The following is a 19,882-nucleotide window of genomic DNA, read 5'->3' as shown; positions in this document are numbered from 1 at the left end:
TCACCGCCTACTCTTTTCTATTTTCATATATATGTACAAGCGATGCAAATTAGAAAGACTATCACCTATTGATTGTAAACGAAGAGCCAAAATTTACAATATGAAATAGAATATTAACAGTAAATTTACTTAATTTATATATAATTATATTCGGAATGAAAATTATAAGGGAGGATATAGAATTATGGATAATGAAAACAACATTTTTATTTCTAGTTCTACAATGATGCTTGAACCATGTAAACACCCTTATTACCGTACAAAAATTATTGACAGTAGCGGAAACCATCTTTACTCCTGTCAAACTGCTCTCCAACTTATACAGAAATCTTGTCTAACAAATATTCATTCTACTTATCAAGGGAGACGTAATGCTGTAAAAACAAAATTTAAATTTAAACAAAACGTTCCAATTCCAATCAATCATAGAGAATATATTTGTGCTTTCCCAACAGAATCTCCTGCTTCTCCAAATTGTATTTGGCTTTTCTTCAAACATGTTCATACAATAGAGTTTTTCAAAAAAGCTAAACGAGCTAAAATTCATTTTTCAAACGGAGCTACCGTAACGATACAAATTAGTCCCCATAAGTTAAGCCAGCAATTATGGAAAGCTGGATATGTATTATCCCAAATGAACATGCAAGATTCATCACCTTAATAACAAATAGAATGGAAGGTAGTATTTCCTTACCTTCCATTCTATTTTCTATTTTTATCCTTTTACACTATCTCGCATTTTCTCAAGTGCTTGCCGATACATCCATCTTACTTGATAATATGTCATTTCCGTCTCTAAAGCGATTTCTCCCATCGTCTTCCCTACAAAAAAACGTTCAAAAATAATATACTTCTCCTTCTCATCTAACACGCTCATAAAATCCTTCACTCTTATTTCAACATCCTCAAAATGAAAGATATCCTCATACTCTCCTACACATACACATCTCTCCTGCACTGCGAACTCTTTCTTCAATCTCTCTAATATATAACCTCGCACCGTTACAACTGCATATGCAGGGAAATACCCCTTCTTTTCATCAAATCTTTCATACGCATGCCAAAGACCGATTAAACCACATTGATAATACTCTTCATAATCTTTACGAATACCTAATTTCTTTATTTGATTTACAATCATCCCTTCATACAAAACAACTGCCTCTTTAAAAGTCGCTGGCTTCACACAGTACCCGTTTCTAAAAGGTATACCTTTCTAGTATTCCGCGGTACCTTCACAATATAAAAATAAAGAAAAGATTTCACTGTGAGTCATTTCAAATACTACCGACGGAATTTGAAATTACACTAGATAGTATTTGAAATTTTGTTGATGGTATTTGATATAGGGGTAAAAATAAAAAAGGTGACTCTTGGAAGAGCCACCTTTTCTATCTTATTTCCTTATTGGAACATACCTTGTAAAGCTCCGATTCCAAGAGTTAAAACAAAGAAAACAATAGTAATAATTGTTGCCTGCTTTTTAGTCAAACCTGCTGTAATTTGAAGACCTAGCCATGTAACTGCATATCCCCAAATTGTAAACACTTCAAATTTACTTACAATGCCTTTTACAACACCACTACTTGAAGCAAAAATTGGCTCTAGGCCAGTGTACATTTCTTGACCTGATCCACCTAAAATATATGCTAAAATCGTATTTATTAATAAACCTAGTAATGAAATAACACTTGAATATACAGTAATCGCTAATAACTTTTTAAAAGAAGTATCATTGCTTATAAATACCATTAACACTTTATACACCACAGCACTAAGTAGAAAGACAAATGCCATACTAATAGCAATTATCCCAAATCCCATACCATATGTCATTGCAGCTGAAACAGTAACACCTAATTCCTTATTAAGCTTAATTGCTTCAGGTGTTAGAGAATATACATAAGCAGCAAATCCCCCAACAAGCCCAGCTATTAAAACAAGTAGCCAAAATGCACCCCAAACTGCATTACTCGTCTTCATTCTCTCAAACTGCTCACTTGGAGAAATAATCATTCCTAATAATGATGGCTTCTTCGCACCTACATCTTGCGTATTAATATTAGCTTCCATTATAACGCCTCCTTCTATTTATATAACCCGTTCTAACGGGCGGTTCACTTCCTCATATAGAGGCTACGAACCGCCCACTAGAACGGTAATGTGTAGTTCTACTACACTATTAATTACTCATAACGTAATGCTTCAATTGGATCTAATTTCGCAGCTTTATTTGCTGGAATTAATCCGAAAATAATACCGAGTGTCATCGAGAACAGTACGCCTCCAACGACAACTTCCCATGAAACGAGTGGTGGCCATTTTGCGAATGTAGAAACGATATATGCTCCGCCATACCCAAGGCCAATTCCGATCAAACCACCTAGAAGTGTTAACATAACGGCTTCAATTAAAAACTGTAATAAAATTTTACTACGCGTTGCTCCAAGCGCTTTACGTATCCCAATTTCGCGCGTACGCTCCGTTACAGATACAAGCATGATATTCATAACACCAATACCACCAACGACTAATGAAATACCAGCGATACCACCGATAATCATCGTCATGATGCTAGTTACTTTAGAAACATTTTCTTGGAGTTCTTTTAAATTCACCAGTTCATATTTACCTGGGATTTCACTTGGCTTACGACTATTTAATACATCAACAGCTCGTTTCCCTGCTGCTTCTAAATTGTCTACATTTTTAGCTTGAATGGCGATATTTTGAATATCATCTGTTCCGTATAAAACAGGCCATAATGTAAGAGGGATTAACGCTTCTTCCATTTCAAATCCCATAAACTCATTATCAGATGTATACACACCAATAATTTGCATTGGCTGTCCCTTCATCTCAATAATTTGTCCAACTGGGTTTACATCCTTAAATAACGTCTCCTCTGTTTTTGTACTAATCATCACAACGTTATTTGCATGAGAAATATCTGATTCGTTTAAAGTACGTCCCTTTACGACCTTTACTTTATTAACCGCAAAATATTCATTATCAAGACCAATAACATTCAGCCTTGCTTTTTTATCATTTACATCAAGTGTCTCTGTCGTCGAATTTGTTGTAATAACGTGTGAAACATCTTTCACTTGTTTTACTTCCAAAATATCCTCTTCCGTTAACTTCGGCATCTCAAATCCACCTATAGCAAATTCATCATTAATATCTGCTTTAAATTGAATTGGCATAAGGTTATTACCACCAGAACCCGCGAATTTCGACTTCAGCATCGCTTCCCCGCCTTGCCCAATTGCAACGACAGTAATAATCGAACCTACCCCAATAATAATACCGAGCATCGTAAGAGCTGAACGCAGTTTATGAGCTAAAATAGAAGACAGGGCAATTTTTATACTATCTAGTAAACTCATACCGCACACCTTCTATCTTCTGTAACTTTCCCGTCTCGCAGTACAATTCGGCGGGAAGAATACGCTGCTACTTCCTCTTCATGCGTAACCATAACAATTGTCGTACCTTCTGCATTAAGCTTCGTGAAAATATTCATAACTTGCTCACCAGACTTCGTATCAAGTGCACCAGTCGGTTCATCGGCCATAATGAACGTTGGATTATTCGCAATCGCTCTTGCAATCGCTACACGCTGCTTCTGTCCACCTGATAACTCATTTGGTAAATGATGCACGCGATCTGCCAATCCAACTTTACCTAACGCCTCCAAAGCACGCTTGCGACGCTCCGCTTTCTTCACGCCACCATATACGAGCGGAAGCTCAACATTTTCCACTGCGGAAAGACGAGGTAGTAAATTAAAATGCTGGAATACAAAGCCAATATATTCATTACGAATTAAAGCAAGCTTTGACTCGTCTGCTGTTAAGATATTCACGTCATTCAGCATATATTCGCCTTCTGTTGGACGATCTAAACAACCGATAATATTCATAAGCGTCGACTTACCAGAACCAGACGGTCCCATAATCGAAACGAACTCACCGCTCTGAATTGTTAAACTAATACCATGCAAAATCGGCACCGCCAATTTTCCTTGATAATACGTTTTAGCAATATTATTTAACGTAATCATTTCTCTTTCACTTCCATTCCGTCATACACATCGTCGGAAGGATTTTTAACCACCTTTTGCCCCACTGTTACGCCTTCTACAACCTCTGTCCAATCTCCATCAGTAGAACCTTTTTTCACATTTTGTTTACGAAGCTTTCCTTTTTCCTCAACATAAACAAATGCATCATCGCCTTTTGCTACAATGCTCTTACTTGGGACAGCAATCATCTTCTTATTCTCTAAGTTTACTTGCAATGAAACGTGATAACCTGGAGATAAACCATCTTGACTATCAAGGCTAGCTTTATATGTATATTGGGACATATTTTGAGTTGCTTCACCCATGCCGCCAGCTTGCGCCATCTCTGCACTTGTTGGGAACTCACTTACCTCTGTAATTTTACCTGTCCACTTCTTCTTATTATTTGCTTTCGCAGTTACAGTGAATGTTTGATCCTTTTGAATTTGTGACTTCTGAAGCTCAGTTAACGTACCTTGAACTTGGAATGGATCTTTAGAAGCTACTTGTAAAAACGCTTTTCCTTGACCACCTAACGCTTGAGATGAACTTTGTGCCGCATCTTTATCTAACTTTTGAACAACACCAGCGAAATTGCTATAAATCGTAAGTTCTTTCTGCTTCTTACTTAACTCTTCTTTCTGCAACTTTCCTTTTTCTTTCTCAAGGTCAATTGTTTTTTGTCCTATCTCTAACTCGTTTACTTGCTCGTCCATCGGATCTGTTACTTCTTTCCCAGCTCCGCTATCTTTCGCCTTCTTAATTTCTTTCTTCAACGAATCAATCTTCTTTTTTCCTTGATCATAACGCATATCCGCCATCTTCTGATCAAGCTCAGCTTGCTTCATTTGAAGGTTAATCTCTTCATTATCATAAGAGAATAACTTCGTGCCTTTCTCTACCTCTTGCCCTTCTTTTACCTCAATATCTTTCACTTTCCCTTTGGCCGGATCTGCATAGAAGCTTTCAATATTACCAGGCTTCACCTGACCAGAAATTAACTTCGTATTATTCAGCTTACGCTCTGTCACTTTCTCAAAACTTACAGCATCAGCATTTGTTGATGCGCCCTTCTTCTTACCTTGCATAACAAAAATATTAATTGCCGCTACAATAACAATTAGTGCAATAACCCCAATAATAATCCATTTCTTCTTCTTGTTTGGAGTACGAACCGTATTTGGTAACATATTACCGCTCCTTTTTTATAACTTAATAGTTTAATATAAAAATTGTATAAAACTTTCTGAAAATATATTACATATTATTACATTATTTTTACAAAGTTTTACACATCCATTTATATTGTAACAAAAATTCCAATGATTAGAAATATGACATTATATCTTTTAAGATAGATTTAAGGAAAGGAAAAAGGATAATTTAAATTGAATTTTCAAGTACTTTTTATATGAATGTAAGCCATCTTTTATTAATAAACTTCTTACCAAGATAAATTATTAAAATCATTTTCCTAATTGTACTACTATCATTTTTGTCATATATATTTGACATTTCATTTATTCAATTATAAAATGTCACATATAAATGACATTTCGGTACACGAGGTCTACAACCATAAATGGGAGGGTTATATTTGAATAACGTCAAACAATATCGAAAATCTGAAGGGCTATCGCAGCTAGAGTTAGCTAAAAAAGTTAACGTGGCGAGACAGACAATAAATTTAATTGAAAATAATAAATATAACCCTTCTTTAGCCTTATGTATCGAATTAGCAAAAGCACTAAAAACAGATTTAAACAGTCTATTTTGGGAGGGAGATTAAATGATGAAAATTGAATGGAAAGAAAGAGTTTATAATAGTTTTGTTGGAACACTGAGTGAGAGAGATGAATATCAAAAACAAGAAATCAATAAAGAATTATCTGTAGCTGGAATTGGTTTATGGTGGCTAAATATGTTGGTAATGCTTATTATGTTACTTGTTGATACTATGAACCACACAATATCTATAGGGACAATATTCATTTTTCTATCTAATATGATTTATGCTAATTACTTAGCCTTTAAATTCAAGAAAAAAGGTTTAAGTGATACTGAATGTGCAACAAAAGAAGAATATTTACAACACAAGAAAAAATTAAGAAAAGCTGGCTTAAAAGCAGGTGTGCTTTGGGGCTTTCAAATGTTTGTTTTTATGAATTATATCCTTCCCTATGTAGGTTCAGAAGAAATCTCTATTTCTTTATTTAAGGTTGTAATTTTCATCTGTGGCGGTGGATTTTTCGGTCTAACTATGTACGTGATTGGTTTATTAAATCTAAAAAAATTATATTAAGTAACAAAAACCTTTTACACATTAAACTCCAATTTTACATACTATTTGTTTTTTCTAAATAAAAATATAAAAGCTATCCAATATAACAATTGGATAGCTTTTTCAAATAAAATATTATACTACTTTAGAAGCTTTTCTCTCATGTCCCATTTGAACAATCAGTAAGAATATCGTTGCTAATATGCCACCCGCTAACAGTAACATGAAGCAACCATCCCAGCCAGAACGATCAACAATGATACCAATTGCTGCGTTTGCTATGAAACTTCCTCCAACATAACCGAACAGACCACACATACCAACTGTCGTACCTACTGCAAATTTCGGTACTAATTCCATTGCACTTAAACCGATTAAGAACTGTGGTACATAAATTAAACAACCGATAATAGAAACTGCAACACTCACAACAATAATATTAGTTGCTTGCCAATAGACGATTGTTCCAACAACAACCCCAGCCATACTCATAACACATAATGGCATACGTTTTCCTTTGAATAATTTATCGCTTAAAAGGCCGACAATTAAAGAACTTGGAATCGCTGCCGTTTCAAATATTGAATACGCAAAATGCGCTTCTGTTTTTGTAAAACCTTTCACTGTTGTTAAGTAAATTGGTACCCAGTTAATAACACCGAAACGAATTAAATAAACAAAAGCATTCGCAATACATAAGAACCATACAAATTTATTTTTCACTACATATTTCATTAAAATTTCTTTTGGTGACATTTTGTTAGCATTATCTACTTTTTCAAGTTCTTCATAGTCATTACGATATTCATCAATTGGTGGAAGACCTTCAGATTCTGGTGTATCCTTCGCATTGATCCAAACAAGTACTGCAATTACCATTGCGATAATCGCTGGGAAAATAAACACGCCGCCTTGCCAATGGCTTTCACCGAAAATCCCTACCCCAATCCCAATGAATGGTGGAACAAGTAGTGCACCAACGTTATGTGAAATATTCCAAAGACCTGTTTTCGTACCACGTTCTTTCTTTGAAAACCATTTCGTCATAACAATACTACAAGGTGGTGCTCCCATACCTTGTACAATACCGTTTAGAACAAGTAATGTTAAAATCATCCCAAAGGAAGATGCATAACCGAAACAAATATTAACAAGCCCAGATAAAAATAAACCTACTGCAATAAATCGTTGAGCAAATGCCTTATCCGATAAATTACCCATAAAGAATTTACTAAGTCCGTAAACAACAGCCATTACTGCACCTAATAATCCGATTTGTGTAGTGCTAAATCCGAACTCGTCTACTAAATACGTAGTAGATAAATTAAAGTTACTACGAACTAAATAATAAGCAGCATATCCAACTGAAATCCCGATTAACACACGAATACGTAGTAATCGATATACACGGTCGATCATATCCGCTGGCAATCTTTCAATTGCAGGTGCTGGCTTAAGCCATTTAAACATATATTTCCGTCTCCTTTTCTCACTTCAGAGAGAGACGCTGTCTATTCCATATCTCGATTATTCCGCTATTTGATATATTTTGGTTCGTCCTTCTAACCGGCTGTCCTTCTATTTCTTTCTCATTCTTCGCAAACATCGTTGGTACGCCAAACGACACTTTTTCTAAAATATGCCCCGCTTCTTCTGATAAACAATAATCAATAAATAAATCCGCAATAATACCACTCGGTGCACGTTTTAGTTTAGAAATCGCATTAACAGATAACCCTGTTTGCTCAGGTTCGTTACTTAAAATCGGAAAACCTTGTTTTTGAAGCATTCTCTGATCTCCCATAAAGTTGATGCCTATCATATATTCACCGCTCGCAACAAGTTCTGCTGGAATGTAACCATTCACTGTTACTTCTCCAACTTGTTCTGCCAGACTCTTCACATATTCCTTCGCTTCCTCTTCACCTAACGTATCAATAAGTGACTGGAAAAACGTATATGCTGTACCTGAAACATTTGGATCGGGCATGACAATCTTTCCCTTATATACTGGATTCAATAAATCTTTCCATCTTAACGGATACGAGAGACCGAGCGGCGCTATTTCCTCGTTCCACCGCTCTTTATTAATCGCAATTGCCAGCTTCTCCACTTCATAACCGTACCAATAACCATCTTTATCTTTAACAGTTTTTGAAATACGATTTGCATGTTGGCTTATCACAGGAATAGAAAGATTTTTTTGCTTCATCATTTGATGCGCATCTACTGTACCGCCAATAATAATATCCGCCTTCGGATTTCCAGCTTCTTCTTCCACTCTACGAAGAAGTTCTTCTGTTGAAAGACGAATAAATTCATACGTACATCCGCGCGGCTTACAAAATGATGAAAGTAACGCTTCACCAACTTCCTCACGAGCCGCTACATACGCAACAATATGACGATCATCCAAAATAGGGAGACCATTTTTACTATATTTAATAGAGGTTGTATCTCGAGAGCAACTAGACATCGCTCCTCCAATTACTAGCAAAAAGAAGAAAAAGGCTATCTTTCTCATGACGCATTCTCCTTTACGAATAACTCTGCTAGAGAGCTTTTCATATACATGACATTTCCGTTATTATCACCGAGATATTGCACAACAAAGTACGATGGATACACAGAAATCGTAAGAATATCTTCACGATCATTCTTTACACGCTTACCTGTTTTATAAGCTGTAATATAAGCAATCGGTTCATTCTGCGATTGTAATAACTTCTGAATTTCTCCGTAATCTGTAATTTGCTTTGCGTACCGAATAGAATCAAGTATGTGCGTAAGATTGATAGTACGTACCACATCACCTTGACGTACTACGACATCCTTTGCTGAAGCAAAGAAATCACTAATACGCTCTGGCGTGTAATACAGGCTTAATAAATACGTTTGAAGTGCTGAAATCATCGGATCCATGCCATTCTTTCCGTATACATTTTCCCCATACTGGAACAAGTCACCTACTGCAAAAGTACGCTTATGTCCATTCAAGTACGTTACTTCTCCAGTAAATACTTGTTCTTGGCTCTTAACGCCCTCAGGCTCTATTCGAATTCGGTCAAAGAATGAAACAATCGTATGCAAACGAACTTCATCCGTTACAACAATTTCTCCCCACTTTTCATGTCTTACTTTCACTTCAATTGGAAGAGATTCATTCACCCTTTGTAAAACGGCTTGTTTATCATTTACAATGTTGATTCGATTATAGATTTGCTTCTCCATAACATAAAACAAAACAAGAGAAACAATCATACAAATGACAAACATAAGAATTTGAAATGATAGCCTTTTCATTTCTGCCTACCTCCAAGATAAAAAAACGTTGTTTCGAAAATACCGCATAATTGTTTCATAAATGTATCATTTAACCGCTTTCAAGTTTTTTATGTCTTCCATCCTTCTCGGAAGCAAAAATGTAATGAATATTATAGTACCTATTTCTTCACTACTCTCAATCCGCATGCTTCCGCCCTGCTTACTCATAATCTCCTGACAAATATACAAACCATAACCATTCCCGTAACTAGAAGGAAGTGCCTTTCCTTTCGGAGACTCATTCCACTCCGCAAGCACCACTTCATCTATACCGATCCCATCATCATGAACAAAGACCTTCGCCTCATGCTCATTTACAATTACATTCATACGAATGTGCGAAGCATCACTATACTTAATTGCATTATCAAGCACATTTAAGAAAATTTGCTTCGTCTTATCAAAATCCGCAACAACATGTACATCCGTTAACTCATTTATCACTTCAATTTCAAACTGATTTAGGCGAGGTTTCACAATTGAAACTGCTTCCTCTGCCAATTCCTTTATGTTCACAACTGTAGGTGACACTTCAAACGTACTCGTTCCATATTTCGAGGACTTAAGCAATTCCTCTACAAGTGATAATAAACGCTCACTTTCCACAGCCACATAACGGAGACTTTCCTGTACATCTTCTTTCGATTGTAACTTCGGAATTAAATCAACATAACCGATAATTGCCGTTAGCGGTGTTTTTAGCTCATGCGTAATGCGGTCTAGGAAATCTTTCTGCTTCTCTTTCTCCTCCTGCAATTGCTTAATATGCAGCTCAATTCCATCGGCCATCGCGTTAAAAGATGCTGAAAGCTGAGCGATTTCCACGTACTCATTTAACTCAATCTTACTCTTATAATCACCATTCGCGAGCCTCTGTGCCATTTGTCTCAACTGATCAATTGGTTTATGAAGAGACTTCGCTAAACGAATCGCAAAGAAAATACCGGTAGCTACTAAACAAAGAGACGTCATTAAGAACGTCCAGCTCACATTTGTTAAAACTTCCTTCTCACCCGTTAACTCATTTATAAAACGAATACTTCCAATGACATCGTTTCCATAATAAACCGGGCTTGAAAACAAAAGAATGGGAGCGGGATCCGCCTCCTCGAAAACATAAGACTTCTTCCCCTTCAAGGAACTCTCAATGTCGATGTTACGGTGAAGCAATGCTCCTTTTTGTGTATCTGCAACAACATCGCCATTCTTCCCAATCATCTGCACACGGACATCCATACGCTTCGCTAAATACGACGCAATTAAAAGTGAATTCGGACCAAGCGTATCCACTTCTGCTTCCTTCTCTAAATAATTCATCGTATAAATTTGTGCTTCTACACTTAACTTTTCTAAAGAATCTGCTGCGTTATGATACATATTCTTTTCTAACGTAATATAAACAACTGCATATAAAAGAACAAAAATCGGAATTAACAGCCCAACTATTCCAAACACCATATTTCGCTTTAAAGACATACCATCACCACTTAACAATCCAGTTTATAGCCAACGCCATAAATTGTCTTAATATATTCTCCGCTCGTCCCAAGCTTCTTGCGAAGTCTCTGCACCATAATATCAACCGCTCTCGTATTTCCGATATACTCAAATCCCCATACTTTCTCAAGCAACTCATCCCTCATAAACACACGCTGCGGATTTGAAACAAATAACTGACATAAATTAAACTCTCGGTACGTTAACTGAATCTCTTGTCCACTCACATGTACCTTTCTTTCCTTAGGACAAATCACGATCTCTCCAGCCTCAATTACTTCATGACTTACAGCAGTCTCCGTCTTCTTTACACGCCGCGCCATATTCTTAACTCGAAGAATAAGCTCCGCATAATTAAACGGCTTCGTCACATAATCATCAGCACCAAGCTGCAATCCAAGCAACTTATCATTCATCTGACTCTTTGCCGTTAACATAAGCACCGGAATATCCCTATCCCTCTCACGGAACAAACGAAGCAACTCATACCCATCCGTATCCGGAAGCATAACATCCAAAATCAATACATTCGGCCCTTCATTCCATCGCTCTAAAGCTTCTCTTCCATCAGCCGCTGCCAATACTTCATAACCTTCCATCTCCAACTGCATCCGAATCAAATTACGAATACTCGATTCATCATCAACCACAAGTATTTTCATCATTCTCCTCCTTCCACCACGTATTATAGTACAGTTTAGTATAGCAAAAATCCTATAAAAAAAGAGAGGGTATTGTCGAACATATTTTGTCGACGATACCCTCTCTTTCACTTATTATATTTATTTAGCATATCCATTCGGTTGCTTTTGATGCCAATTCCAAGCATGTTCAATGATTGTCTTAACATTTACATACTTAGGATCCCATCCTAGCTTCTCTTTCGCTTTCTTAGAAGAAGCAACTAAACGTGCTGGATCGCCCGCACGGCGCGGTGCTACCTCAGCAGGAATTTCATGATTTGTAACCTCACGAACTGCATCAACAATTTCTTTTACACTGAAACCATTACCATTTCCTAAGTTATAGAAATCACTCTCTCCGCCGTTCTGCAAGTCTTTAAGCCCTAAGAAATGAGCCGCTACTAAATCTTCAACATGAATATAATCACGGATACAAGTACCATCTGGTGTATTATAATCATCACCAAACATCATAATCTTCTCACGTTGACCTAAAGCCACTTGCAGCACAAGAGGAATTAAATGAGTCTCTGGACGATGATCTTCTCCAATAATACCACTTGGATTTGCACCAGCCACGTTAAAGTATCTGAAAATCTTATAACGTAAATTAGAAGCTTGGCTATACCAATGAAGCATCTTCTCGATTGCTAACTTCGTCTCTCCATACGTATTCGTTGGATTTGTCATCGTTTCCTCAGTAATAAGATCCACATCTACCTCACCATACGTTGCTGCAGTAGAAGAGAAAATAAACTTATCTACCTTAAACTCATCCATCACTTCTAACAAGCAAAGGGCACCATACACATTATTATTATAATATTGAAGGGGCTTTTCCATACTAACTCCAACTAAAGAATCAGCTGCAAAGTGCATAACCGCCTCAATATTTTCTTGTTTAAAAACATCCCTTAAAAAGGATTTATCACGAAGGTCACCATTATAAAACTTCGCGCCTTCCGTAATTGCATCTTCATGACCAGTTTGTAAGTTATCTACTACTACTACAGATAAACCTTCGTCTACTAATTTTTTCACAGCGTGAGAACCGATATAGCCAGCTCCACCACAGATTAAAATTGAATTCATTGTTTTCCTCCTACTATTTTCAGATATCTTAATTATAAAAGGAAAAGGTATACGGGAACTCGTACACCTTTTATCTCTCCTTCATTACTTAGCTACAAAATAATCAGTTACATGTTTCGCCCAAACATCATGTCCTTTTGCACTTGGGAAACCAAATTCTTCTTGTAGGTATGGTAAAATTGCTTTCGTTGAAGCATCCGGCCATGCTCCCCAATGATCAATATATGTATAATTATTTTGCGTTGCAAATTGTTTTAATGCTTCAATCGATTTCGGGTAATTTTTCGCACCATACACTGGATTTGATGGTTGAATCATAATCGTAGCGCCTTTTGCACTAGTAGAAAGTGCTTGAACAAACTTCTGTGTATTCACAACAGAGTTCCCATTACCAGTTTTACCGTTATCAGTAATAAATGGTGGTTCAAATAAAATCACATCTGGATTGTCTTTCGCGATCTCTTTATCACGCTTATTCGCGATTAACTCTTCTGTGCTTTCACCCTTATATTCCTTTATAGTCACATTCCATAAACCTTTACCATAAGCAGTTTCTAAATTAGCCGTTAGCTTAGCTGCCCAAGCACCTTTTTCAGATGAAGAAGCTTCATCACCAACAATAACAAGATTTACTGCCTTTTTATCCTCAGCAGCTTTCTTTAACTTCTCTTTCACTGCATCTGGCAAGTTCTTCGCATAGGCTTCATTAAAAGATGACTTCGTATCTTGTTTTTTCTCTTCCTTTTTCGCTTCTTTCTTCACTCCACTATCTTTCACTTCAACCTTTGTTTTCGTTACTTCACTCGTCTGTCCCGTTGCATTCGCAATCTTCTTATTCCAGTACAATTTACCGCTCACAATCGAAGCAATAAACAATACAAAAACAACAAGAACAAGTAATGCTTTCTTATTCATCGATTCACCTCATCTATTAATCTCACAATATATAATACTAATATAAATCTATGCAAAAATAAACCCAACTCCTTCCAAAGGAGTTGGGTTATTACATATTACTTAGTCAATTCAAGATGCGCTCTTAACTTATTCGTTAAATCTTGTTTCGCTGCATCTGGAACATAGTAGTACCAAATACCATCAGCGGCTTTGTGGCCATCACCTGGAATTTGGATTTCTTCACTATTCTGCATGCAGTCTTTATAATTCTTTTGAATATCAAACATTTGATCTTGCGTTAAACTTGTTTTAACGTTTTTCTCAATTGCTTTTAATACATCACCGTAATTTGCTAGAGAAGATACACTTGCACCTTTTTTAATTACAGCTTGAATAACTTGACGTTGGCGCATTTGACGGCCAAAGTCACCACGTGGGTCAAGCTTTCTCATCCTAGAATAATGTAATGCCTTACTACCATCTAGATGAATATTTCCTTTTTCAAAATGAATTCCTTCATATGTAAAATCTAAATCATTATTTACATCTACGCCACCAACAGCATCTACAATATCTTTAAATCCATCCATATTTACTTCAATATAATGATCAACTGGTACATTAAGAAAATTCTCTACTGTTTTTACAGACATATCAATTCCGCCAAAAGCATAAGCATGATTAATTTTATCCTTTGTACCTTTTCCAACGATTTCTGTATAAGAATCACGTGGGATACTAACAATTTTCATAGATTTCGTCGTAGGATTTAATGTAAATAGCATTAATGAATCTGACCTTCCTTGGTCTTCACCACGTTGGTCTACTCCCATCATTAAAATAGATATTGGTTTTTGATCTGAAATATCTACCTTCTTTTCTCGTTTTTCAGATTTCTCACGATCTAATGGTTTATGGACAGCATCTAAGGTATTAGAAACATTAGAATAAACAGTATAAGCATATACTCCACCACCGACAATGAGAATTCCAATAATACCCAAAATCCAGAATAAAATTTTCTTTTTCATTTTTTAACCTTCTTTCGAAAATCGAAATCTTTTCTCAAAAAACATAGTTACAATTATAACCTAAATAAATTCAAAATATCTATAGTCATCATAAATAATCAAATTCTTTTATACAATCAATTGCAAGAATTCAAATTTTTATATACACTTCGTACAAAATATCTAATTTAATTTTTCATTTAATAAAACACATTTTTAACCAACCATTTGCAATTAGTTCATTATACTCTTATGCTTGCTAAACTTCTTAGTTCATATAGATTATTAAAATTGTAATAAGAAATTTGTTTACTGCTTATATTCATACAATTACGTGTATCAAATATAATAGCCTTTCTTGCGTTATCAATAATGACTTGTTCATCTATTTGTTTAAACTCATTATGGTCTGTTAGTACTAAAATACATTCTGCATTTTTCACAGCATTCTCTAGACTATATAAGTTAAAATGGACCTGATTTTCATGAACATGAGGATCATGTACAGCAACTTCATAACCCTGTTCTTTAAGTAAATCTACAATTGTCATAGCTGGACTTTCTCTGACATCATCGATATTACCTTTATATGTAATTCCTAAAACTGCAACTTTTGCATTTTTATCTGGAATAATTTTTGCTAATTGCTCTACAACAAATACAGGCATAGAATTATTTATAAAGCGCGCATTAGAAATTAATTGAGACTCTTCGGGTGCCTTTTCAATAATAAAATACGGATCCACTGCTAAACAATGTCCTCCAACCCCTGGTCCTGGAAGATGTAAATTTACTCGAGGATGATGGTTAGCTAATTTAATAACTTCTAAAGCATTTACGCCAAGTTTTTCAGAGATTTTTGCTAATTCATTTGCTAATGCAATATTTACATCGCGGAATGTGTTTTCCATAAGCTTAGACATTTCTGCTGTTACAGCAGTAGTTTCAAGGATTTCTCCTTTTACAAAGCAACCGTAAACTTCGGCTGCTTTTTGCGTAGATTTTTTATTAATCCCACCAACTATTCTTGTATTCTCTACTAATTCAATTAAAATACGTCCAGGTAACACACGTTCCGGACAATGTGCAAGGTAAATTTCTTCCCCTACTTTCCATCCCTGTTCCTCAATAATTGGAGCCACTATATCATCAATAGTTCTTGGTGGAATAGTAGATTCTACAATTACAATACTTTCCTTCTGTAAGAATGGTAAAATAGACTTAGTAGCTTCTACGACATAGTCTAAATTTGCAGTATGATCAGCATTGTGTGGTGTAGGAACAGCAATAATAAACACATCAGCTTTGGTTGGTTCTACACTAGCGCTCAATTTCCCCTTTTCTACTACATCTTTAACTAATTCTCCTAATCCAACCTCTTCAATATGAACTTTACCTTGATTAATCATTTCAATTGCAACAGGGTTTACATCTACCCCTATAACATCATATCCCGCTTTTGCAAAAATAGCTGAAGTTGGTAAACCAATGTAACCTAAACCTACTACACAAACTTTCTTATTCATTTTCACCAATCCTTATCTTTTTATTATTTAGCTCATATATTAAAATTATAATAAATATAAAATCATACAAATTTATACTTACTAGAATATTTCATATAAAAATACTATACTTTATTATCCTTTCAGTTAATCAAATCCTATTATTACGTATTAATGATGATTAATTCTTTAATTATAAAGACTCATTGCACTACCTATAATTTTTTCATTTGGAATATAACTCTTCTATTGAAGATAGCATTTTTTCAATTGTAAAGGTTTCTTCAAATGTCCTAAAACTATTTTTAGATAGCTTGTCATATAAAATAGGATCTTTTATAGTTTCTAATATTTTTTGTGTTCCCTCTTCAGCATTATCTTTATCAAAAAGATAACCATTATAATCATCAAGCACTATTTCATTATTACCTACAACATCCGTCGCGATAATAGGTTTTTTATATGATAACGCCTCTATTAATGAGTAAGGCATACCTTCATATAAGGAGGTAGATAGGAATATATCAAATCGATTTAATTCTATATCTGGATTCGAATGAAATCCTTTTAATTTAATAAATTTATCTAAATTATTTTTTTGAACATAATCGAAAACTTCTTTAAAATACTCTCCGTCCCCAATGTACACAAACTCAACGTTTTGATTTTCCCTAATTACCTGTTCAGCTATACGAATAAATAACCATGGGTTTTTTTGATAATCCATTCTCGCAATCGTTCCTACTACTAATTTCTCTTCACAATCTTTTAAAGAAAATTTACTATCTGTAGCGGGAAATGAAATACCATTATATACTACCATTGACTTATTTAACGAAATGACTTTATGCTCCAAGGCAAATGTTTCTTCACCTTTTGAAACATGAAGAACTTTTGTTGTTAAGAAGCCTAATAATTTTTCGATATTTTTATATACAAATTTTTTCTTTGAGGATAAATTTGGGTTTTGAAATACATATGCATGTGGTGTATAGTATACCCTTTCTATCCCACATATTTTTGCCGCTATCCTGCCTATTGCACCTGCTTTAGAGCTATGACAATGAACAATTTGCGGCCTAATTTCTCTTAGTATTTTTATAATTGATTTTGTAGCTCTTATGTCATTCTTAATTGATAATTCCCTTACCATTTCTGTGACTTCATAAAAATAAAGCCCTTTTTTCATAAGCTTATTTTTTGCCGATAGAAATACATCATCTACCCGCTTAGTACCATGTACAACATGTACCTCATATTCATCTAAATCTAGATTGGAGAGTACATCCACTAAATGTCTCCTTACTCCTCCACCTAACGCCTCACATATAAAAACAACCTTTTTCATTGCTCATGACCCCTTTTATCATTAGTTAGAAGATTTACTTAGTAAAGACTTAATACCAATAATTATTTTATTAGGAGCTATTAGCAAGATAAAAGATTTTACTATTCCCACATAACTTTCTAAAACTAGGGGCTTAAAATATTTTTTTTGAATTTTAATTCTGCTATATAACTGTCTCTTTCGCCTACTTAATGAAATACTATTAGGATTAATTTCTTTACGAATGAGAACTTCATCTAAATTTGAAACCTCATACTTATTCATTATCCTAAAGAAAAATTCGTAATCTTCTGCTGCCGGAAAATCCGTATGATATACACCAATATCCTCAATAATCACTGTTCTAAACATAACAGATGGGTGTGGGAAACAACTATTAATATGCATCTTCTTTTTTATCTCTTCTGTTGAAAGCGGCACACGCTCTATAAACACTTCTTTACCATCCATATCTGTATGCCTTACGTTCGATCCTATCAACATATAATTCGGATTATCTAACATATATTGTTTCTGTTTATAAAATCGATTAGGTTCAATTGTATCTCCTGCATCTATCCTAGCAACAAATGTATAGCCATTATCACAAATGTACTTTAATCCTAAATTTAAGACATGCTCAATTCCTTTATTGACTTCGGATTTTATAAAAATAATATGGTGAATCCCCACAGTCTCTGGAACATAGATTGGTTCCTTACTACCGTCATCAACAACTACTACATCTACCTTCTCTTTTGTTTCCTTCAATAAAGATTCTAAGGTTTGATTTAAACCAACTTGATCGTTATATACAGGAATTAATAATGCTATTTCTGGCATATACTCGCTCCAATCCACATACTAAAAACATAAAAAAGGATTTAAGAATTTAATTAGTACAGATTCTTAAATCCTCCTTGATATAAGGGTATTCTTATATCCTTAATTTAGTAAACTCCTGGTTTCATTAATCTACTCAATATTAGTATTTAGCTTATTATTTTTTAATATATCTATATTACTCGCTGCTACGATTCCCCCCATAAATATAAGCCAATAACTTAATGTAAAATCATAGGGTCTTTGGTAAATTGATAATAAATAAATTATGGTAAAAATCCATACATTACTATTTTTTAAATTAAACGCATAACCCATAAAATATAAAGTATGGAGAATAAATAATAATAAACCATTTATCACCACAAAAGTTTTCCAAGATAACGCTTCTGAACCATATGCATTTGCTTTATAAAGATATTCTTTCTCTTTAATTCCTAATAACAAGTTTCCATCTTGCTTAAATTCTTTATATATTTGCTCAAAACCAGCATTCCCTCTATTGTTTCCCTCTATTTCCTTATTACCCAAATCTAGCCTATACAAAATTTTAGTATATACATAACTATCTTTAGGAACCGTATTCATTAATATTACTAAAGTCCCTAATATTACCCATATATATTTATATTTTTTTATTGATACATACACTAGTAATATTATATAAAAAGCAAAAGAAAACGATAGTATACCAGCAATAAAAATTATCTTTTCATAACTTCTCCGCAAAGAAAATCCCTTTGAGGCTAAAATTAAACCACTAACTGTTCCAACAACACCTGGTTCATCAAACATCCCACAAATCCTATCAATACTCCCCCCCCATGGAAAGAAGTATCTTTGATCTGCACCATTAAAGAAATGGTAGATAGAAAGATTATAATAGTTTCTATAAAATGGTTTGGTCCATGATGTACTAGATAATTGTGACCACTGTATATCAAACCCTATAAATAAAAAAATAGCTATAACTATAGCCGGAATAAGTGATATAGCAAAAATTTTAATAAATTTATCATAAATCTTTAAACGATCTTCTTGTTTTATTAATACTAAAGGAATTAAGGAAGCTGAATATAAGCATAAATTACGCACTATATTCTCATCCTTAAAACTAAACAAAGTAATTAATATTAAGGCAAAAAAAGCACTTAATATACCTGTCTTATTAATTTTAAAATCTGATATAAATGCCCAAAATAAAAACATTGAAATATGGATTCCCGCAAAAAGAGGAATCATAGCATTATTCCAAGTAAAAAAAGGATGCAACCACAAAAATCCAAAAATCGCTGCAATATATATATATATTTTATAAAAGAGTAAATCTATTCTTCCTCTTTGCATTTACTTATAT

At 34.5% G+C, this 19,882-nt stretch carries 20 protein-coding genes; 3 read left to right on the top strand and 17 right to left on the bottom strand.

Translation table 11 applies throughout. The features are described from left to right. The first annotated feature begins 184 nt into the window (after positions 1-184). Positions 185-661 (top strand): competence protein ComK, encoded by a 477-nt coding sequence (locus tag DN404_RS03550; protein ID WP_000368312.1) that lies wholly within the window; start codon positions 185-187, stop codon positions 659-661. Positions 662-715: 54 nt separating this feature from the next. Here the strand turns inward: DN404_RS03550 and DN404_RS03545 are convergent, their stop codons facing one another. The 5 genes from DN404_RS03545 to DN404_RS03525 all read right to left on the bottom strand — a co-directional run bounded on the left by DN404_RS03545 (position 716) and on the right by DN404_RS03525 (position 5,256). Continuing rightward, the gene (locus DN404_RS03545; protein ID WP_002025078.1) at positions 716-1,186 is read right to left on the bottom strand and encodes a sigma-70 family RNA polymerase sigma factor; all 471 of its coding nucleotides are present in this window, start codon (positions 1,184-1,186) and stop codon (positions 716-718) included. A 218-nt stretch (positions 1,187-1,404) separates the two neighbouring features. Beyond that, a complete protein-coding gene (gene yknW, locus DN404_RS03540) occupies positions 1,405-2,073 on the bottom strand; it encodes a YknW family membrane protein (protein WP_061113495.1) in 669 nt (222 codons plus the stop codon). 113 nt (positions 2,074-2,186) lie between these two features. After that, positions 2,187-3,389 carry an ABC transporter permease gene (locus tag DN404_RS03535; protein WP_149214734.1) on the bottom strand — a complete coding sequence of 401 codons (1,203 nt, stop codon included), beginning with the start codon at positions 3,387-3,389 and terminating at the stop codon, positions 2,187-2,189. Next, positions 3,386-4,066 carry an ABC transporter ATP-binding protein gene (locus DN404_RS03530; RefSeq protein ID WP_000631626.1) on the bottom strand — a complete coding sequence of 227 codons (681 nt, stop codon included), beginning with the start codon at positions 4,064-4,066 and terminating at the stop codon, positions 3,386-3,388. The genes DN404_RS03535 and DN404_RS03530 overlap by 4 nt, the downstream gene beginning before the upstream one ends. Next, on the bottom strand, positions 4,063-5,256 hold the full coding sequence (locus DN404_RS03525) for an efflux RND transporter periplasmic adaptor subunit (RefSeq protein WP_025709693.1): 1,194 nt from the start codon (positions 5,254-5,256) through the stop codon (positions 4,063-4,065). The genes DN404_RS03530 and DN404_RS03525 overlap by 4 nt, the downstream gene beginning before the upstream one ends. Before the next feature lie 407 nt (positions 5,257-5,663). Between DN404_RS03525 and DN404_RS03520 the strand changes: the two genes are divergently transcribed. After that, the gene (locus tag DN404_RS03520) at positions 5,664-5,855 is read left to right on the top strand and encodes a helix-turn-helix transcriptional regulator (RefSeq protein WP_001067016.1); all 192 of its coding nucleotides are present in this window, start codon (positions 5,664-5,666) and stop codon (positions 5,853-5,855) included. Continuing rightward, the gene (locus DN404_RS03515; protein WP_000975591.1) at positions 5,856-6,368 is read left to right on the top strand and encodes a DUF3278 domain-containing protein; all 513 of its coding nucleotides are present in this window, start codon (positions 5,856-5,858) and stop codon (positions 6,366-6,368) included. Positions 6,369-6,482: 114 nt separating this feature from the next. Here the strand turns inward: DN404_RS03515 and pgtP are convergent, their stop codons facing one another. The 12 genes from pgtP to DN404_RS03455 all read right to left on the bottom strand — a co-directional run bounded on the left by pgtP (position 6,483) and on the right by DN404_RS03455 (position 19,872). Then, positions 6,483-7,817 carry an MFS transporter gene (gene pgtP / locus DN404_RS03510; RefSeq protein ID WP_061113497.1) on the bottom strand — a complete coding sequence of 445 codons (1,335 nt, stop codon included), beginning with the start codon at positions 7,815-7,817 and terminating at the stop codon, positions 6,483-6,485. Positions 7,818-7,836: 19 nt separating this feature from the next. Next, positions 7,837-8,871 carry an ABC transporter substrate-binding protein gene (locus DN404_RS03505; RefSeq protein ID WP_001225644.1) on the bottom strand — a complete coding sequence of 345 codons (1,035 nt, stop codon included), beginning with the start codon at positions 8,869-8,871 and terminating at the stop codon, positions 7,837-7,839. Then, positions 8,868-9,650, bottom strand: a complete 783-nt coding sequence (locus DN404_RS03500; protein WP_006925814.1) for a DUF3919 family protein — start codon at positions 9,648-9,650, stop codon at positions 8,868-8,870. Before DN404_RS03500 ends, DN404_RS03505 begins: the two co-directional genes overlap by 4 nt. 66 nt (positions 9,651-9,716) lie before the next feature. Then, the gene (locus DN404_RS03495; RefSeq protein WP_048534531.1) at positions 9,717-11,147 is read right to left on the bottom strand and encodes a sensor histidine kinase; all 1,431 of its coding nucleotides are present in this window, start codon (positions 11,145-11,147) and stop codon (positions 9,717-9,719) included. A gap of 11 nt (positions 11,148-11,158) precedes the next feature. Further along, positions 11,159-11,830, bottom strand: coding sequence for a response regulator transcription factor (locus tag DN404_RS03490; protein WP_149214733.1), 672 nt, complete (start codon positions 11,828-11,830; stop codon positions 11,159-11,161). A gap of 120 nt (positions 11,831-11,950) precedes the next feature. Then, positions 11,951-12,943 carry a UDP-glucose 4-epimerase GalE gene (gene galE / locus DN404_RS03485; RefSeq protein ID WP_149214732.1) on the bottom strand — a complete coding sequence of 331 codons (993 nt, stop codon included), beginning with the start codon at positions 12,941-12,943 and terminating at the stop codon, positions 11,951-11,953. Between the two features lie 84 nt (positions 12,944-13,027). Beyond that, positions 13,028-13,858, bottom strand: a complete 831-nt coding sequence (locus DN404_RS03480; RefSeq protein ID WP_149214731.1) for an SGNH/GDSL hydrolase family protein — start codon at positions 13,856-13,858, stop codon at positions 13,028-13,030. Positions 13,859-13,956: 98 nt separating this feature from the next. Then, on the bottom strand, positions 13,957-14,871 hold the full coding sequence (gene tagU, locus DN404_RS03475) for a polyisoprenyl-teichoic acid--peptidoglycan teichoic acid transferase TagU (RefSeq protein WP_149214730.1): 915 nt from the start codon (positions 14,869-14,871) through the stop codon (positions 13,957-13,959). Between the two features lie 221 nt (positions 14,872-15,092). Beyond that, a complete protein-coding gene (locus tag DN404_RS03470) occupies positions 15,093-16,376 on the bottom strand; it encodes a nucleotide sugar dehydrogenase (RefSeq protein ID WP_001036872.1) in 1,284 nt (427 codons plus the stop codon). 205 nt (positions 16,377-16,581) lie between these two features. Then, positions 16,582-17,703, bottom strand: a complete 1,122-nt coding sequence (locus DN404_RS03465) for a glycosyltransferase family 4 protein (RefSeq protein ID WP_149214729.1) — start codon at positions 17,701-17,703, stop codon at positions 16,582-16,584. 21 nt (positions 17,704-17,724) lie between these two features. After that, positions 17,725-18,525: a glycosyltransferase gene (locus DN404_RS03460; RefSeq protein WP_149214728.1), complete on the bottom strand. Its 801-nt coding sequence runs from the start codon at positions 18,523-18,525 to the stop codon at positions 17,725-17,727. A gap of 132 nt (positions 18,526-18,657) precedes the next feature. Continuing rightward, positions 18,658-19,872 carry a transcriptional regulator gene (locus DN404_RS03455; RefSeq protein ID WP_149214727.1) on the bottom strand — a complete coding sequence of 405 codons (1,215 nt, stop codon included), beginning with the start codon at positions 19,870-19,872 and terminating at the stop codon, positions 18,658-18,660. Between the last annotated feature and the right edge of the window lie 10 nt (positions 19,873-19,882).

Origin of the sequence: Bacillus sp. TE8-1 (assembly GCF_008368855.1) — a bacterium.
Taxonomy (GTDB): Bacteria; Bacillota; Bacilli; order Bacillales; family Bacillaceae_G; genus Bacillus_A; species Bacillus_A cereus.
The sequence above is the reverse complement of the archived record's forward strand: the minus strand, read 5'-3'. Positions and strand labels throughout refer to the sequence as shown.

Bases quoted from the DNA above. Each gene is read 5' to 3' on its own strand.
- DN404_RS03550 (WP_000368312.1), top strand. From the start codon at position 185: ATGGATAATGAAAACAACATTTTTATTTCTAGTTCTACAATGATGCTT.
- yknW (WP_061113495.1), bottom strand. From the start codon at position 2,073: ATGGAAGCTAATATTAATACGCAAGATGTAGGTGCGAAGAAGCCATCA.
- DN404_RS03535 (WP_149214734.1), bottom strand. From the start codon at position 3,389: ATGAGTTTACTAGATAGTATAAAAATTGCCCTGTCTTCTATTTTAGCT.
- DN404_RS03530 (WP_000631626.1), bottom strand. From the start codon at position 4,066: ATGATTACGTTAAATAATATTGCTAAAACGTATTATCAAGGAAAATTG.
- DN404_RS03525 (WP_025709693.1), bottom strand. From the start codon at position 5,256: ATGTTACCAAATACGGTTCGTACTCCAAACAAGAAGAAGAAATGGATT.
- DN404_RS03515 (WP_000975591.1), top strand. From the start codon at position 5,856: ATGATGAAAATTGAATGGAAAGAAAGAGTTTATAATAGTTTTGTTGGA.
- pgtP (WP_061113497.1), bottom strand. From the start codon at position 7,817: ATGTTTAAATGGCTTAAGCCAGCACCTGCAATTGAAAGATTGCCAGCG.
- DN404_RS03505 (WP_001225644.1), bottom strand. From the start codon at position 8,871: ATGAGAAAGATAGCCTTTTTCTTCTTTTTGCTAGTAATTGGAGGAGCG.
- DN404_RS03500 (WP_006925814.1), bottom strand. From the start codon at position 9,650: ATGAAAAGGCTATCATTTCAAATTCTTATGTTTGTCATTTGTATGATT.
- DN404_RS03495 (WP_048534531.1), bottom strand. From the start codon at position 11,147: ATGTCTTTAAAGCGAAATATGGTGTTTGGAATAGTTGGGCTGTTAATT.
- DN404_RS03490 (WP_149214733.1), bottom strand. From the start codon at position 11,830: ATGAAAATACTTGTGGTTGATGATGAATCGAGTATTCGTAATTTGATT.
- galE (WP_149214732.1), bottom strand. From the start codon at position 12,943: ATGAATTCAATTTTAATCTGTGGTGGAGCTGGCTATATCGGTTCTCAC.
- DN404_RS03480 (WP_149214731.1), bottom strand. From the start codon at position 13,858: ATGAATAAGAAAGCATTACTTGTTCTTGTTGTTTTTGTATTGTTTATT.
- tagU (WP_149214730.1), bottom strand. From the start codon at position 14,871: ATGAAAAAGAAAATTTTATTCTGGATTTTGGGTATTATTGGAATTCTC.
- DN404_RS03470 (WP_001036872.1), bottom strand. From the start codon at position 16,376: ATGAATAAGAAAGTTTGTGTAGTAGGTTTAGGTTACATTGGTTTACCA.
- DN404_RS03465 (WP_149214729.1), bottom strand. From the start codon at position 17,703: ATGAAAAAGGTTGTTTTTATATGTGAGGCGTTAGGTGGAGGAGTAAGG.
- DN404_RS03460 (WP_149214728.1), bottom strand. From the start codon at position 18,525: ATGCCAGAAATAGCATTATTAATTCCTGTATATAACGATCAAGTTGGT.
- DN404_RS03455 (WP_149214727.1), bottom strand. From the start codon at position 19,872: ATGCAAAGAGGAAGAATAGATTTACTCTTTTATAAAATATATATATAT.